This is a genomic window from Streptomyces sp. NBC_01498 (assembly GCF_036327775.1).
Classification (GTDB): Bacteria; Actinomycetota; Actinomycetes; order Streptomycetales; family Streptomycetaceae; genus Streptomyces.
Genome location: NZ_CP109598.1, coordinates 5,670,971 through 5,686,921, shown reverse-complemented (window position 1 = coordinate 5,686,921; position 15,951 = coordinate 5,670,971). Strand labels below are relative to the sequence as shown.

Genomic DNA, 15,951 nt, shown 5'->3' with positions numbered 1-15,951 from the left:
CACCTCAGCAGAGGAGAGCCGCGCCAGGGAAAGGACCTGCTCGTGCGACACCGTTCATTTCTCGTACTCACCGCAATGCTCACCACCGGAGCACTCACGCTCACTGCCTGCGGGTCGCGCGACGACGACAGCAAGAGCGAAGGCAGCGGCGACAGCAAGACGACCGTCGTCATCGGTGTCGACGCACCGCTGACCGGCTCCCTCTCCGCGCTCGGCCAGGGCATCAAGAACTCCGTCGACCTCGCGATCAAGAACGCGAACAAGAACAACGAGGTCCCCGGCATCGAGTTCAAGATCGAGGCCCTCGACGACCAGGCCGTCCCGGCCTCCGGCCAGGCCAACGCCACCAAGCTCGTCGGCAACAAGGACGTCATAGGCGCCGTCGGCCCGCTGAACTCCGGCGTCGCCCAGTCGATGCAGGGCGTCTTCCAGAAGGCCGACGTCGTCCAGGTCTCCCCCGCCAACACGAACCCGGCGCTCAGCCAGGGCGACGACTGGGCCACGGGCGACGCGAAGCGGCCGTTCACGTCCTACTTCCGCACCTGCGCCACGGACACGGTCCAGGGCAAGTTCGCCGCCCAGTACCTCTTCAACGACGCCAAGAAGAAGGCCGTCTACGTCGTCGACGACAAGCAGACCTACGGCGCCGGCCTCGCCGCGATCTTCGCCGAGGAGTTCAAGCGCCTGGGCGGCAAGGTCGTCGGCACCGACCACATCACGGTCAAGGAGACCGACTTCTCCAGCACCGCCGACAAGGTCAAGGCGTCGAAGGCCGACTCCGTCTACTTCGGTGGCCAGTACCCCGAGGGCGGCCTGCTCTCCGACCAGATCAAGAAGACCGGCGCCAAGATCCCCACCTTCGGTGGCGACGGCCTGTACGACCCGGCCTTCATCAGCGCCTCCGGTGAGGCCAACGACGGCGACCTCGCCACCTCGGTCGGCTACCCCGTCGAGGCCCTCCCGACCGCCAAGCAGTTCATCGCGGACTACAACGCGGAAGGCTACAAGGACCCGTACGGCGCCTACGGCGGCTACTCGTACGACGCCGCCTGGTCCGTCATCCAGGCCGTCAAGGCCGTCGCCGCCGACAACGACGGCAAGCTCCCCGAGGACGCCCGGCCCAAGGTCATCGAGGCTATGTCCGGCGTCACCTTCGACGGTGTGACCGGCAAGGTCGCCTTCGACGAGTTCGGTGACACCACCAACAAGCAGCTCACCGTCTACGAGGTCCAGAAGGGTGCCTGGAAGGACGTCAAGAGCGCCACGTTCGAGGACTGATCCCCGACCGGCACCAGCCCCACCCACCTGACCAGTAGCCGCGCGGGGGCGCGAAAGCGCCCTCGCGCGGAGTCATATCCGACACGCTCATCGGAGGCCCTGCGGTGAACGAACTGCCGCAACAGCTGGCCAACGGCCTTGCCCTCGGCGCCCTCTATGGCCTCATAGCCATCGGGTACACCATGGTGTACGGCATCGTCCAGCTCATCAACTTCGCCCACGGCGAGATATTCATGATCGGGGGCTTCGGCGCCCTCACCACCTACCTCGCGCTCCCCAGCGGGACCTCGCTCCTGGTGGCCATACCCCTCATGATCATCGGTGGCGCCCTCGCCTCCGTCCTCGTCGCCACCGCCGCGGAACGGTTCGCGTACCGCCCACTGCGCACCGCCCCGCGCCTCGCGCCGCTCATCACCGCCATCGGCCTCTCCATCGTTCTCCAGCAGCTCGTCTGGGGCTTCTACCCCGACGCGAAGAAGCCCCGCAGCTTCCCGGAGTTCCAAGGCGAATCGTTCAAGCTGCTGGACAACCTCTACCTCCAGCGCGCCGACGCCTTCGTCCTCGTCCTCGCCCCCCTCTGCATGCTCGCCCTGGGCCTCTTCGTGTCCAAGAGCCGCAGCGGCCGGGCCATGCAGGCCACCGCGCAGGACCCCGACACGGCCAAGCTCATGGGCATCAACACCGACCGCATCATCGTCATGGCCTTCGCCATCGGTGCCGCGTTCGCCGCCATCGCCTCGGTCGCCTACGGCCTCGACAAGGGCCAGATCAACTTCGAGATGGGCTTCGTCCTCGGACTCAAGGCCTTCACCGCCGCCGTACTCGGCGGCATCGGCAACATCTACGGAGCCATGGTCGGCGGCGTCGTACTCGGCCTCGCCGAAGCACTCTCGATCGCCTACATCGAAGAGATCCCCGGCATGCAGCAGCTCGGCGGCGGCGCCTGGGCCAACGTCTGGGCATTCGTACTTCTCATCGTCGTGCTCCTCGTCAGGCCACAGGGTCTACTCGGCGAGCGCGTCGCGGATCGGGCGTGAGAACCATGACAACCGACACCACGAAGACCGCCGCGACCATCCCGGCGACCGACGACACCCGCACCACCAACCTCCGCAGGCTCATCGCCCTCGGCGCCGTCCTCACCATCGCCAGCACCTTCCTGGCCTGGACCTACACGGACGAGTTCCCCGGCGACCTGACCGTCTACGGCTACCCCGGCGGCCTCCAGGTCATCACCCTCTCCGCCGGCATCCTCACCCTCCTGTTCACGCTCGCCGCCCTCGGCATCCGCGGACTCGGCTGGCTCGCCCCCACCGGCACCAGCAAAGCACTGCGACTCCTCGCCCTCGGCACCTTCGGCACCACCTGGTTCACCGTCCTCGCCATCGCGGTCCAACTCGGCGGACTGGTCCACCTCGACCCCGGCGCCTACGTCGCGGCCGTCGCCTCCGCCGTCCCCCTCGTCGCGTTCCTGCTGCCCGACGACACCCGCAAGGCCGCGGCACCCAAGGAACTCCCCTCCTGGGCCGAGATCCTGATCATCGTCGCGGCCTTCGCACTCGGCCTGTTCGTCGTCACCTACGGCATCGACACCGAGGACGCCGAACTCTTCACCGGCTACATGATCGTCACCGGCTTCGTCGTCACGGCGCTCTTCCAGTCCGGACTCATGGCACGGCTCTCGGCCCTCACCGCCAAGTACCGCTCCATCACCCTGATCGCCGCCTTCGTCGCCGCCGCGGCCTTCCCCTTCACCCAGTCCACCGACCAGTTCACCCTCATCGCGGTCAACATCCTCATCTTCGCGACCGTGGCACTCGGACTGAACATCGTCGTCGGACTGGCCGGACTCCTCGACCTCGGATACGTCGCCTTCCTCGGCGTCGGTGCCTACACCGCCGCCCTCGTCTCGGGCACCACCGCATCCGCGTTCGACGTCCAGTTCCCCTTCTGGGCAGCCGTCCTCACCGGCGCCGCCGTCTCGCTCATCTTCGGCGTCGTCATCGGCGCACCCACCCTCCGCCTCCGCGGCGACTACCTCGCCATCGTCACCCTCGGCTTCGGAGAGATCTTCCGCATCACCGTCGGCAACCTCGACGGCGTCTCCGGACCCCAGATCACCAACGGCCCCAACGGCGTACCGAACATCCCCGACCTCAACTTCTTCGGGTACGACTTCGGCGAATCCCACAACATCCTGGGCTTCGAACTCGGCGCCTACGCCAACTACTACCTGCTCATGCTGCTCGCGATGATCCTCGTGGTCCTCGTCTTCAGCCGGGCCGGCAGCTCCCGCATCGGCCGCGCCTGGGTCGCCATCCGCGAGGACGAGACCGCCGCCACCGCGATGGGCATCAACGGCTTCCGCGTGAAGCTGATCGCCTTCGCACTCGGCGCCACCCTCGCCGGACTCGCGGGCACCGTCCAGGCCCACGTCCAGAGCACCGTGGTCCCCGAGATGTACGTCTTCGCCGGACCCGTACCGCCCAACTCCGCGTTCCTGCTCGCCGCCGTCATCCTCGGCGGCATGGGCACCATCAGCGGACCGCTCATCGGCGCCGCACTGCTCTACATGATCCCCGCGAAGCTCCAGTTCCTCCAGGACTACCAGCTGCTCGGCTTCGGCCTCGCACTCATCCTCCTGATGCGCTTCCGGCCCGAGGGGCTCATCGCCAACCGCCGCGCCCAGCTCGAATTCCACGAAACCGGCCAGCTCGACGTACCGGCCGAGAAGCTGTCCGAACCCGGTGCCGGCACCACGAAGGCGGGGGCGTGAACACCATGACGACCACCACCAGGACCGACACCGTGCTCGACGCCAGCGGCGTCACGATGCGCTTCGGCGGCCTCACCGCCGTACGCTCCGTGGACCTCACCGTGAACGCCGGCGAGATCGTCGGCCTCATCGGCCCCAACGGCGCCGGCAAGACCACCTTCTTCAACTGCCTCACCGGGCTGTACGTGCCCAGCGAGGGCCGCGTCAGCTACAAGGGCACCGTCCTGCCGCCCAAGCCCCACCTCGTCACCCAGGCAGGCATCGCCCGTACCTTCCAGAACATCCGGCTCTTCTCCAACATGACAGTGCTGGAGAACGTCCTCGTCGGACGCCACACCCGCACCAAGGAGGGCCTCTGGTCCGCCCTCCTGCGCGGCCCCGGCTTCAAGCGGGCCGAAGCGGCGTCCCACGAACGCGCCATGGAACTGCTCGAATTCATCGGCCTGGCACACAAGGCCGACCACCTCGCGCGGAACCTCGCCTACGGCGAACAGCGCAAGCTCGAAATCGCCCGCGCGCTCGCCAGCGACCCCGGACTCCTCCTCCTCGACGAGCCCACCGCCGGCATGAACCCGCAGGAGACCCGCACCGCCGAAGAACTCATCTTCGCGATCCGGGACATGGGCATCGCCGTACTCGTCATCGAGCACGACATGCGCTTCATCTTCAACCTGTGCGACCGGGTCGCCTGCCTCGTCCAGGGCGAGAAACTCGTCGAGGGCACCCCCGGCGTCGTCCAGGCCGACGAACGCGTCGTCGCCGCCTACCTCGGCACCCCCTTCGAGGGCGCACCCGGGCAGGAAGAAGTCGCGGCGACCGAGGCGGCCGAGGCGCACAGGAACACCGGCAAGGAAGGGGAAACCCCGTGACCGCCCTGCTCGAGGTCGAAGACCTCCGCGTCGCCTACGGCAAGATCGAAGCCGTCAAGGGCATCTCCTTCAGCGTCGAAGCCGGCCAGATCGTCACCCTCATCGGCACCAACGGCGCCGGCAAGACGACCACCCTGCGCACCCTCTCCGGGCTGCTCAAGCCGTCCGGCGGCCGGATCGTGTTCGACGGCAAGCCGCTGAGCGGCGTCGGCGCACACAAGATCGTCGCGATGGGCCTGGCGCACTCCCCCGAAGGCCGCCGGATCTTCCCCCGGCTGACCATCGCGGAGAACCTCAAGCTCGGCGCGTTCCTCCGCAAGGACACCGCGGGCATCGAGAAGGACATCAAGCGCGCCTACGAGCTGTTCCCGATCCTCGGCGAACGCAGCAAGCAGGCCGCGGGCACCCTCTCCGGCGGCGAGCAGCAGATGCTCGCCATGGGACGGGCGCTCATGTCCCAGCCCAAGCTGCTCATGCTGGACGAGCCGTCCATGGGACTCTCGCCGATCATGATGCAGAAGATCATGGCGACGATCTCCGAGCTGAAGGCCCAGGGCACCACGATCCTCCTCGTGGAGCAGAACGCCCAGGCCGCGCTGTCACTCGCGGACCACGGCCATGTGATGGAGGTCGGCAAGGTCGTCCTCTCGGGCACCGGGCGTGACCTGCTGGTGGACGAGTCGGTACGGAAGGCGTACCTGGGCGAGGACTGAGGTCCACGCACGGGCGTACGTACGCGGGAAGGCCCGCGCCCCTCCAAGGGGGCGCGGGCCTTCCCGTTCGCGTGCCGGGGCTACTGCCCCTTCGCGGCCTTCTTCTCCTCGGCGTCCTCGATGACCGCCTCGGCGACCTGCTGCATCGACATCCGCCGGTCCATCGACGTCTTCTGGATCCACCGGAACGCGGCGGGCTCCGTCAGGCCGTACTGCGTCTGAAGGACGGACTTGGCCCGGTCCACGAGCTTGCGCGTCTCCAGGCGGGTCGTCAGATCGGCGACCTCCTTCTCCAGCGCCTTGAGCTCGGTGAACCGCGAGACGGCCATCTCGATGGCGGGCACGACGTCACTCTTGCTGAACGGCTTCACGAGATACGCCATGGCCCCGGCGTCCCGCGCACGCTCCACGAGGTCCCGCTGGGAGAAGGCGGTGAGCATCAGCACGGGGGCGATCGACTCCCCCGCGATCCGCTCGGCCGCGGAGATGCCGTCGAGGACGGGCATCTTCACATCGAGGATGACGAGATCGGGCCGGTGCTCCCGCGCGAGCTCGACGGCACGCTCACCGTCACCGGCCTCGCCGACGACGGAGTAGCCCTCTTCCTCCAGCATCTCCTTGAGGTCGAGACGGATGAGCGCCTCGTCCTCGGCGATGACGACGCGCGTCGTCAGGGGCGGCACATGCGACTTGTCGTCGCCGACGGGCTGGGGCGACTCGGGCGCGGTCACTGAGGCTCCTCGTAACTGGCAGATACTGCTGGGCAAGAGCCTACCGAGCTGCGGTGGTCCGATGTGAACCGGTACACTTTCCCCGCGGCGGATGGCCGGGTTGGCGCAACTGGCTGACGCGGAGGTCTCAAAAACCTCTGTCCGAAAGGACGTGCGGGTTCGAATCCCGTACCCGGCACAGAAAGTGGATGTTCACGTTCGCGCGAACATCCACTTTTTCTTGCACAAAGCGATTCCCTGTCACGCACTGTAGTTCATGGAGAGTGCGAGGCGGCCATGCGCACGGTCCTCCCCGACAACTCGGTCTTCCGGGTCCGCCGGATCGGGTGCAGCAACGTCAAGGTCAACTCGAGACATCTCACTTGCTTGTTCCCGCAGCACGGGCCCGGCAGGAAGCACGAACGTCCCGTCGTTCTCGTCGACCGGCAGCGGGAAATCGTGGGCGAACACCCCTGGGAATTGATCCGTGGGCTCGTCCACTCCGACGGCTGCCGCAACATGAACTGGACCACCCGCACCGTGGCCGGCGAGACGAAACGGTACGAGTATCCGCGCTACTGGTTCACCAATGTCTCCGACGGCATCCGGCAGCTCCACACCGACACACTCGACCGTCTCGGTGTCGACTGGAAGCACTGCGCCCGCCACGGAAAGCCGTACAACATCTCCGTCGCCCGCAAGGCGTCCGTCGCACTCATGGACGCCCGTATCGGGCCGAAGCACTGAACTCCGGCCCGATACGCACTCCTCGGGTGTCCGCTACTTCGGGCTGTCGTCCTCGCCGATGTGGTGGACGCGGACCAGGTTCGTGGAGCCCGCGACGCCCGGCGGGGAGCCCGCCGTGATCACCACGACGTCGCCCTTGGCGCAGCGGCCGATCCGCAGCAGTTGTTCGTCGACCTGGTCGACCATCGCGTCCGTCGACTCGACGTGCGGGCCGAGGAACGCCTCGACTCCCCAGGTGAGGTTGAGCTGGGCCCGGGTCGCCGGGTCCGGGGTGAAGGCGAGCAGGGGGATCGGGGAGCGGTAGCGGGACAGGCGCTTGACCGTGTCGCCGGACTGGGTGAAGGCCACCAGGAACTTGGCGCCGAGGAAGTCGCCCATCTCGGCCGCCGCGCGGGCGACCGCGCCGCCCTGGGTGCGGGGTTTGTTGCGTTCGGTGAGCGGGGGGAGGCCCTTGGCGAGGACGTCCTCCTCGGCGGCTTCCACGATGCGGCTCATGGTGCGGACGGTCTCGACCGCGTATTTTCCGACGCTGGTCTCGCCGGAGAGCATCACCGCGTCGGTGCCGTCGATGATCGCGTTGGCGACGTCGGACGCCTCGGCGCGGGTGGGCCGGGAGTTGTCGATCATCGAGTCGAGCATCTGTGTGGCGACGATGACCGGCTTCGCGTTGCGCTTGGCGAGTTTGATGGCGCGCTTCTGGACGATCGGCACCTGCTCCAGGGGCATTTCGACGCCGAGGTCGCCGCGGGCGACCATGATGCCGTCGAACGCGGCGACGATGTCGTCTATGTTCTCGACGGCCTGCGGCTTCTCGACCTTGGCGATGACCGGGACGCGCCGTCCTTCTTCGTCCATGACGCGGTGGACGTCCTCGATGTCGCGTCCGCTGCGTACGAAGGAGAGGGCGACGACGTCCGCGCCGACGCGCAGGGCCCAGCGGAGGTCGTCGATGTCCTTCTCGGACAGGGCGGGGACGGAGACGGCGACGCCGGGGAGGTTGAGTCCCTTGTTGTCGGAGACCATGCCGCCCTCGACCACGGTGGTGCGCACGCGGGGTCCGTCGACCTCCACGACCTCCAGGGTCACCTTGCCGTCGTCCACGAGGATGCGTTCGCCGGCGGTGACGTCGTCGGCGAGTCCCTCGTAGGTGGTGCCGCAGAGGTGGCGGTCGCCTTCGTGCGGTTCGACGGTGATGGTGAACTCGTCGCCGCGTTCGAGGAGTACGGGTCCCTCGCGGAAGCGTCCGAGGCGGATCTTCGGGCCTTGAAGGTCCGCGAGGATTCCCACGCTGCGGCCGGTCTCCTCGGCGGCTTTGCGTACGCGCTGGTAGCGGCCCTCGTGGTCGGCGTAGCTGCCGTGGCTGAGGTTGAAGCGGGCGACGTCCATTCCGGCCTCGACCAGTGCCTTGATCTGGTCGTACGAGTCGGTGGCGGGCCCGAGGGTACAGACGATTTTGGCTCGGCGCATGTGTCGAGACTAAACCTTACCGATGGGTAGGTAATTGGTCTCACATGACTACTCAACAACCTTTGCATGAAGGGTTGTTGACAAGTGTTGAAGTGTGCGCCGGGCCGCTCCGATGAGCGTTATTCGGGAGTTGTCGCCAGTGCGGCTCACAGGACGGGGGGTGTCATCGTGAAGCGTGCGTTCACCTGGGCGTGCACGGTCTGCCGCTGCGGTTCGAGATCCAGGGCGGGCGGCGCGGCCGCGGCGCTGCCGGGCGCCGGGGCGCCGCCGTAGCTCTGGGCGAACGCGGGGGCGCGGGTGAACGGTACGGCGTTCTCCGCGCCGAGGTCGGCGAGTTCGACGAGGGCGGCGAGATCGGCGCCGAGGGCTCCGGCGTATTCGCGGGCACGCTGGACGGCTTCGCGGACGGCCTGCCTGCGGGCTTCGGCGTGTGCGGGCGAGTCGGGGCGCAGGGCCCACCAGGGGCCGTTGACGGTGGTGAGTTCGAGGTCGGCGAGGCGGGTGGTGAGTTCGCCGAGGGCGGTGAAGTCGTTGAGCTGGGCGCTGACGTTGACCCGGCCGTGGTAGGCGCGGACGCGTTCGCCGCGGCCGTGGCGGGTGAGTTCGGGGTTGACGGAGAAGGAGCCGGTGGTCAGCTTTTCGACGGCGTCGCCGTAGGACTTGATGAGGGCGAGGGCGTCGTTGTTGCGGCGGGTGAGGTCGTCGAGGGCGCTGCGCCGGTCGGTGCCGCGGGCGCCGATGGAGATGTCGATGGTGGCGATCTCGGGGTCGACCTCCAGGCGTGCTTCTCCGCGGACGGCGACCCTGGGGGTTTCGGGGGTGCCGAAGGGGGCGGGGGCGGCGGCGTGGGCGGGTGCGTCTGCGGTCACGGGTGGTTCTCCTTCGTACGGTGGGTAGTTGGCGGGTGGGTGTACGCGGACCGGGCTTCCGGACCTGGTGACGTCGGCCCAACTGTCGGACCTGATGCGCGTGTACCCCGTCGGTGGGGCTGGTGTGCCCGGTCGGGGCGTCCGGTCACTCTGGCACCGGGCGGCTGTCCGGGCACGCCATTCCATGGTCATGCGACCGAAACCCTTGAGGGGTGTTCGATTCCAGTTTCCTGCGCCAGAATCTAGCCGCCCTGTCTACGCGCGTTGTGCGTGTGGGTGACGAGATCGAGGAGTAGCGATGCCGCTGAACCGAAGGACGTTCCTGGGCCGCTCGGCCGCCGCCGGAGCCGGCGCCGGAGTGGCGATCGCCGGGGGCGCCGCCGTGCCCGCGGCGGCGAAGGAGCACGGGGGCGGCCACGGGCATGGCCACGGGCGTCCGCCGAAGCGGTACTCGTTCACCGTGATGGGCACGACCGACCTGCACGGCAATGTCTTCAACTGGGACTACTTCACGGACAAGGAGTTCGACGACAAGGACCGCAACGATGTCGGTCTGGCGAAGATCTCGACGCTGGTGACTCGGATCCGCAAGGAGAAGGGCCGCGGCAACACGCTGCTCATCGACGCGGGCGACACCATCCAGGGCACCCAACTGTCGTACTACTACGCCAAGATCGACCCGATCACGGCCAAGCGGGGCCCGGTGCACCCGATGGCGCAGGCGATGAACGCGATCGGCTACGACGCGGCGGCGCTCGGCAACCACGAGTTCAACTACGGGATTCCGGTGCTGCGGAAGTTCGAGGAGCAGTGCCACTTCCCGCTGCTCGGTGCGAACGCGCTGGACGCGAAGACGCTGCGGCCGGCCTTCCCGCCGTATGTGATCAAGCGGCTGCGGACCCCGCACGGCCGTGATGTGCGGGTGGCGGTGCTGGGGCTGACCAACCCGGGTATCGCGATCTGGGACAAGGTGAACGTCCAGGGGAAGATGACGTTCCCGGGGCTGGAGGAGCAGGCGGCGAAGTGGGTGCCGAAGCTGCGGTCGATGGGGGCGGACGTGGTGATCGTGTCCGCGCACTCGGGGTCGAGCGGGACGTCGTCGTACGGTGACCAGCTTCCGCACGTCGAGAACGCGGCCGGTCTGGTGGCCGAGCAGGTGCCGGGGATCGACGCGATCCTGGTGGGTCACGCGCACAGCGAGATCCCGGAGTACCGGGTCACCAACAAGGAGACCGGCAAGGACGTGGTGCTGTCCGAGCCGCTGAAGTGGGGCCAGCGGCTGACGCTGTTCGACTTCGACCTGGTGTGGGAGCGGGGCCGCTGGTCGGTCGAGAAGGTGGGCGCGCAGGTCCTCAACTCGAACACCGTGGAGGAGGACCGGAAGATCACGGGGCTGCTGGCGGACGAGCACCGCAAGGTGGTGGCGTACGTCAACCAGGTCATCGGTACGTCGACGGCGCCGATGACGACGGCCGACGCGCCGTGGCGTGACGAGCCGCTGATCGATCTGATCAACCATGTGCAGACGGAGACGGTGCGGGCCGGTCTGGCGGGCACCGAGTGGGCGGCGCTGCCGCTGCTGTCGCAGGCGTCGTGCTTCTCGCGTACGGCGGGGATTCCGTCGGGCGAGGTGACGATCAAGGACGCGGCGGCGCTGTACCCGTTCGAGAACACCCTGGAGGCACGGCTGCTGACGGGTGCTCAGATCAAGGACTATCTGGAGTACTCGGCCCGGTACTACGTCCGGACGGCGGCGGGCGCTCCGGTGGACACGTCGAAGCTGACGAACGCGGAGAACATCCCGGACTACAACTACGACGTGGTGTCGGGGCTGACGTACGACATCGACATCGCGAAGCCGTCCGGTTCGCGGATCGTGAATCTGTCGTTCGGGGGCGCGCCGCTGGACCCGGCGGCGCGGTTCGTGTTCGCCGTGAACAACTACCGGGCGAGCGGTGGTGGCAACTTCCCGCATGTGCCGGGGGCGCAGCAGGTGTGGTCGGATCCGGACGAGATCCGTAACACGATCATCACGTGGGTGCGGACGGAGGCGACCGTGGACCCGGCGCGGTTCGCGTCGGTGGACTGGCGGCTGACGCGCGAGGGTGTTCCGGTCTTCTGACGGGGGTTGGTGTCCGTTGATTGTGCGCCGGCGTGGTGCCGCTTCCCGGCACCGCGTCGGCGTACCGCGTCCGGGGGCGTGGCGGCGTGCGTCCCGAGGTACGTCCTGGTGTGCGCGCTGCGCTCCGGGGTCGGGTCAGCGCACTTCGGAGAGCGGCACCAGGCTTCTGGGGACCGGCACCGGCCGGTGCCTTTCGGGTCCGTCGAGGCCGAAGCTGGTGAAGGCGGTGCGCCGGGGCAGCGGGTAGGGCTCGGTGCCGGTGAGTGAGTTGAGGATGGTGGCGCTGCGCCAGGCGGCGAGTCCGAGATCGGGGGCGCCGACGCCGTGGGTGTGGCGTTCGGCGTTCTGGACGTAGACGGAGCCGGTGACGGAGGGGTCGAGCATCAGGCGGTACCGGTGGTCGACGCGGGGTCGCTGGGAGGTGTCGAGCCGCATGTAGGGGTCGAGTCCGGCGAGGAGCCGGCCGAGCGGGCGTTCGCGGTAGCCGGTGGCGAGGACGACGGCGTCGGTGGTGAGGCGGGAGCGGCCGGACTGCTGGGCGTGTTCCAGGTGGAGTTCGAGGCGGGTGGCGCCGACGCGTCCGGCGGTGCGGACGAGGACGCCGGGGGTGAGGACGGTGTCGGGCCAGCCGCCGTGCAGGGTGCGGCGGTAGAGCTCGTCGTGGATGGCGGCGAGGGTGCCCGCGTCGATGCCCTTGTGGAGTTGCCACTGGCGTGGGACGAGGTCGTCGCGGACGCGTTCGGGCAGGTCGTGGAAGTAGTGGGTGTAGTCGGGGGTGAAGTGTTCGAGGCCGAGCTTGGAGTACTCCATGGGGGCGAAGGCTTCGGTGCGGGCGAGCCAGTGGAGTTTCTCGGCACCGGCGGGGCGGGCGCGGAGCAGGTCGAGGAAGACCTCGGCGCCGGACTGTCCGGCGCCGACGACGGTGATGTGTCCGGCTTCGAGGATGCGCCGGCGGTGGGTGAGGTAGTCGGCGGAGTGGATGACGGGGACGGCGGGGGTGTCGGTGAGGGGTCTGAGTGGTTCGGGGACGTGGGGTTCGGTGCCGATGCCGAGGGCGACGTTGCGGGTGTAGGCGCGGCCGAGGGCTTCGGCTTCGCCGTCCTGGTCGAGCTGGGTGAAGTCGACCTCGAAGAGGGCGCGTTCGGCGTTCCAGCGGACGGCGTCGACCTGGTGGCCGAAGTGGAGTCCGGGGAGCTGTTCGCTGACCCAGCGGCAGTACGCGTCGTACTCGGCGCGGGGGATGTGGAAGCGTTCGGCGACGTAGAAGGGGTAGAGCCGTTCGCGGGCCCGGAGGTAGCTGAGGAAGGACCAGGGGCTCGCGGGGTCGGCGAGGGTCACCAGGTCGGCCAGGAAGGGCACTTGGAGGGTGGCGCCGTCGAGGAGCAGGCCGGGGTGCCAGTGGAAGGCGGGGCGCTGCTCGTAGAAGGTGGCGGCGATTCCGCCGCGGACGCCGTGGGCGAGCGCGGCGAGGGAGAGGTTGAACGGTCCGATGCCGATACCGACCAGATCGTGCGGCCGGTCGTCGGTGTCTGCGGGGAGGTCGGTCATGGAGGGTCCTTCAGGGCGCGGGGGCCGGATACACCGTGGGGCCGGTTGGGTCGGGGCGGTGCCCACGGTGCACAACGAGCGGGACCCGGAGGGGGTATCGGCGTGCGCGGAAGGAGAGTGCGGGGCGCGGGTGTGGCGGGAGAGCGGGAGGGGGCGCGCGGGCATCCGGAGGGCGCGCGGCGGGCGCGGGTCTTCCGTACGGAGGGCGGGGCGGGAGTGGCGCGGTTCGCCCTCCGTACGGAGGTGGTGTCGGCGGTCAGCTCTCCCGGACGCGCAAGGCGCGGCGCAGGTCGTCCAGTTGGTCGGTGAGTTTGCGGCGCAGGGCCGGGAGGAGGTCGGGGTCGGCGAGGCATTGCTCGCCGAGGCGCAGTGAGTCGTGGTCCACCGCGTGGAGGGGGAAGGCGTGGCGTCCGGCGGCGTCGGCGATGGCGGGGCCCCGGCGGCGGGCGAGGCCGGTGGCGTCGGGGTAGAAGCGGGGGACGTACGCCTGGACGAGGTCGGTCTGTTCGGGCTGCCAGAAGCCTTGGGCGGTGGCGGCGAAGAGGCGGTTGGACAGGTCGTCGGTGTGGAACATGCGGTCCCAGGCTGCGGCCTTGGCGTCGGTGTCGGGGAGGGCGGCGCGGCAGCGGGCGGCGCCCTGCTGGCCGGTGGAGCTGGGGTCGCGGGCGAGTTCCTTGCCGAGGGTGTCGTCGTCGACGGCGCCGAGGACGGCGAGGCGGTGGAGGATGCGCCAGCGCAGTTCGGGGTCAAGTTCGGGTCCGCCGGGGACGCTGTCGGAGCTGAGCCAGTCCTGTATGCCGTCGGGCTGGGTGGCGGCGGAGATGAAGTGGCGTACGGCGGTGAGGCGCAGGCCGGGTTCGTTGCCGTCCTCGGTGCGGCGGATGAGGGCGCGGCAGAGGGTGGTGAGCGCGGCGAGGGCGGCGGGCCGCTGGTCGGGGGTGAGGTAGCGGTCGGTGATCTGGGTGGCGGCGAAGGCGAGTACGCCTTGGACGACGGCGAGGTCGGTCTCGTGGGGGAGGTGGGTGCGGGCGGCGTCGAGGTAGGCGGTGGGGGCGAGTTCGCCGTCGCGGACCAGGTCGCGGGCCGCGTTCCAGACGACGGCGCGGGTGAGCGGGTCGGGGATGCCGGAGAGGCAGTCGAGCGCGGTGGTCCAGGAGCGGTCGTCGAGGCGGATCTTGGCGTAGGAGAGGTCGCCGTCGTTGAGGACGACGAGGTCGGGGCGGCGTCCGGGGCGGGGGGTGGGGCCGTCGGGTTGCGGGACGTCGATCTCGAAGCGTTCGCGCGGGGTGAGGCGGCCGGGGTCGACGAGGTCGCGGTCGTAGGCGCCGACGGCGATACGGTGCGGGCGGTCGCCGTGCTGGGTGATGCCGAGTGTCCAGCCGGCCTCGGATCCGCCGTTGCCGTTGCCGTTTCTGCCGCCGTTGCCGTTGGTGCCGGTGCCGACCGCGGCGGTGAGGGTGTCGACGCCCGTCGTACGGAGCCATCGCCCGGCCCAGGCGTGGACGTCGCGGTCGGTGCGGGAGGCGAGGGAGTCGACGAAGTCGGCGAGGGTGGCGTTGCCGAACTTGTGCCGGGCGAAGTGGGTGTTGATGCCGGCGAGGAAGTCCTTCTCGCCGAGCCAGTTGACGAGCTGGCGGAGCGCGGAGGCGCCCTTGGCGTAGGAGATGCCGTCGAAGTTGAGCAGTGCGGACTCGGTGTCGGGCACGGCGTCGGGGTCGGGTGCGACGGGGTGGGTGGAGGGCCGCTGGTCGGCGTCGTACCCCCACGCCTTGCGGTCGATGGCGAAGCCGACCCAGCTGCCGGTGTGGTCGGTGGCCTCGGTGAGGATCTGGTAGCCCATGTACTCGGCGAAGGACTCGTTGAGCCAGATGTCGTCCCACCAGGCGAGGGTGACGAGGTCGCCGAACCACATGTGTGCCATCTCGTGGGCGATGGTCACGGCCCGGGTCTCGCGCTCGGTGTCGGTGACGGCGGAGCGGAAGACGTATTCGTCCCGGAGGGTGACGAGGCCGGGGTTCTCCATGGCGCCCGCGTTGAACTCGGGGACGAACGCCTGGTCGTAGGAGTCGAAGGGGTACGGCTCCTCGAACTTCTCGTGGTAGCGGTCGTAGCAGGCGCGGGTGACGGCGAATATCTCGTCGGCGTCGATGTCGAGGTGGGGTGCGAGGGAGCGGCGGCAGTGGATGCCGAAGGGCAGTCCGGCGTGTTCGGTGCGCAGGGAGTGCCAGGGGCCGGCGGCGACGGCGACGAGGTAGGTGGAGATGCGCGGTGTGGTCGCCAGGCTCCAGCGGCCGTCGCCCTCGTCGGTGGCGACGCCGTTGCCGAGGACGGTCCAGCCGTCGGGCGCGGTGACGGAGACGTCGAAGACGGCTTTGAGATCGGGCTGGTCGAAGACGGCGAAGACGCGCTGGGCGTCGTCGAGGAACAGCTGCGAGTAGACGTAGGTCTCGCCGTCGGTGGGGTCGGTGAAGCGGTGCATGCCCTCCCCGGTGCGGGAGTAGCGCATGGTGGCCAGGACGCTCAGTTCGTGGGCGCCGGGGGTGAGTGCGGTGAGCGGGAACCGGTTCCCGGTGAGGTCGGCGGGGTCCAGGGGCTGTCCGTCGAGGAGGACGGAGCGCAGCAGTGCGGGCTTCAGCTCGATGAAGGTGTCGCCGGCCGCGCGGGCGGTGAAGTGGATGGCGGCGCGGGACTGGAAGCTGTCGTCGCCGGTGGTCAGGTCGAGGGCGACCGTGTACCGGTGGACATCGATGAGCTGGGCACGGGTCTGCGCTTCGTCGCGCGTCAGTACGGACATGGGGACATGCTGCCCGATGGTCCTCGGGCCGCGCAGCAGGTGGGGGTTGCGCTGTGAG

Annotated in this window: 11 protein-coding genes, 1 tRNA gene and 1 pseudogene; 8 read left to right on the top strand and 5 right to left on the bottom strand. The window is 69.1% G+C overall.

Annotated elements, in window-relative coordinates; translation table 11 throughout:
- Positions 1–42: 42 nt before the first annotated feature.
- The 5 genes from OG875_RS24260 to OG875_RS24240 all read left to right on the top strand — a co-directional run bounded on the left by OG875_RS24260 (position 43) and on the right by OG875_RS24240 (position 5,636).
- Entirely contained in the window at positions 43–1,278 is a 1,236-nt protein-coding gene (locus tag OG875_RS24260) for a branched-chain amino acid ABC transporter substrate-binding protein (protein WP_330176337.1), read from the top strand.
- A gap of 104 nt (positions 1,279–1,382) precedes the next feature.
- Positions 1,383–2,315, top strand: a complete 933-nt coding sequence (locus OG875_RS24255; RefSeq protein WP_330176336.1) for a branched-chain amino acid ABC transporter permease — start codon at positions 1,383–1,385, stop codon at positions 2,313–2,315.
- A 5-nt stretch (positions 2,316–2,320) separates the two neighbouring features.
- Positions 2,321–4,054, top strand: coding sequence for a branched-chain amino acid ABC transporter permease (locus tag OG875_RS24250; RefSeq protein ID WP_330177888.1), 1,734 nt, complete (start codon positions 2,321–2,323; stop codon positions 4,052–4,054).
- Positions 4,051–4,923, top strand: a complete 873-nt coding sequence (locus OG875_RS24245) for an ABC transporter ATP-binding protein (protein WP_330176335.1) — start codon at positions 4,051–4,053, stop codon at positions 4,921–4,923. The genes OG875_RS24250 and OG875_RS24245 overlap by 4 nt, the downstream gene beginning before the upstream one ends.
- Complete coding sequence (locus tag OG875_RS24240) at positions 4,920–5,636, top strand: ABC transporter ATP-binding protein (RefSeq protein ID WP_330176334.1); 717 nt, start codon at positions 4,920–4,922, stop codon at positions 5,634–5,636. The genes OG875_RS24245 and OG875_RS24240 overlap by 4 nt, the downstream gene beginning before the upstream one ends.
- 80 nt (positions 5,637–5,716) lie before the next feature.
- Here the strand turns inward: OG875_RS24240 and OG875_RS24235 are convergent, their stop codons facing one another.
- Positions 5,717–6,367, bottom strand: a complete 651-nt coding sequence (locus OG875_RS24235) for an ANTAR domain-containing response regulator (protein WP_330176333.1) — start codon at positions 6,365–6,367, stop codon at positions 5,717–5,719.
- A gap of 94 nt (positions 6,368–6,461) precedes the next feature.
- On the opposite strand from OG875_RS24235, the gene OG875_RS24230 reads away from it, so the two are divergent.
- Positions 6,462–6,545 (top strand) — tRNA-Leu (locus tag OG875_RS24230).
- Positions 6,546–6,628: 83 nt separating this feature from the next.
- Positions 6,629–7,093 (top strand): annotated as a pseudogene (locus tag OG875_RS24225) (helix-turn-helix domain-containing protein); the annotation flags it as partial.
- Between the two features lie 33 nt (positions 7,094–7,126).
- Here OG875_RS24225 and pyk read toward each other — a convergent pair.
- Positions 7,127–8,560, bottom strand: a complete 1,434-nt coding sequence (pyk, locus tag OG875_RS24220; RefSeq protein ID WP_330176332.1) for a pyruvate kinase — start codon at positions 8,558–8,560, stop codon at positions 7,127–7,129.
- A 146-nt stretch (positions 8,561–8,706) separates the two neighbouring features.
- On the bottom strand, positions 8,707–9,429 hold the full coding sequence (locus OG875_RS24215) for an SIMPL domain-containing protein (RefSeq protein WP_330176331.1): 723 nt from the start codon (positions 9,427–9,429) through the stop codon (positions 8,707–8,709).
- A 298-nt stretch (positions 9,430–9,727) separates the two neighbouring features.
- On the opposite strand from OG875_RS24215, the gene OG875_RS24210 reads away from it, so the two are divergent.
- Positions 9,728–11,551, top strand: coding sequence for a bifunctional metallophosphatase/5'-nucleotidase (locus OG875_RS24210; protein ID WP_330176330.1), 1,824 nt, complete (start codon positions 9,728–9,730; stop codon positions 11,549–11,551).
- Between the two features lie 135 nt (positions 11,552–11,686).
- Here OG875_RS24210 and OG875_RS24205 read toward each other — a convergent pair whose 3' ends face one another.
- Entirely contained in the window at positions 11,687–13,099 is a 1,413-nt protein-coding gene (locus OG875_RS24205) for a lysine N(6)-hydroxylase/L-ornithine N(5)-oxygenase family protein (protein WP_330176329.1), read from the bottom strand.
- A 256-nt stretch (positions 13,100–13,355) separates the two neighbouring features.
- A complete protein-coding gene (pepN, locus tag OG875_RS24200) occupies positions 13,356–15,893 on the bottom strand; it encodes an aminopeptidase N (RefSeq protein WP_330176328.1) in 2,538 nt (845 codons plus the stop codon).
- Positions 15,894–15,951 lie beyond the last annotated feature (58 nt).

Coding starts and splice junctions, on each gene's coding strand:
- OG875_RS24250 (WP_330177888.1), top strand. CDS start 2,321: ATGACAACCGACACCACGAAGACCGCCGCGACCATCCCGGCGACCGAC.
- pyk (WP_330176332.1), bottom strand. CDS start 8,560: ATGCGCCGAGCCAAAATCGTCTGTACCCTCGGGCCCGCCACCGACTCG.
- OG875_RS24210 (WP_330176330.1), top strand. CDS start 9,728: ATGCCGCTGAACCGAAGGACGTTCCTGGGCCGCTCGGCCGCCGCCGGA.
- OG875_RS24205 (WP_330176329.1), bottom strand. CDS start 13,099: ATGACCGACCTCCCCGCAGACACCGACGACCGGCCGCACGATCTGGTC.
- pepN (WP_330176328.1), bottom strand. CDS start 15,893: ATGTCCGTACTGACGCGCGACGAAGCGCAGACCCGTGCCCAGCTCATC.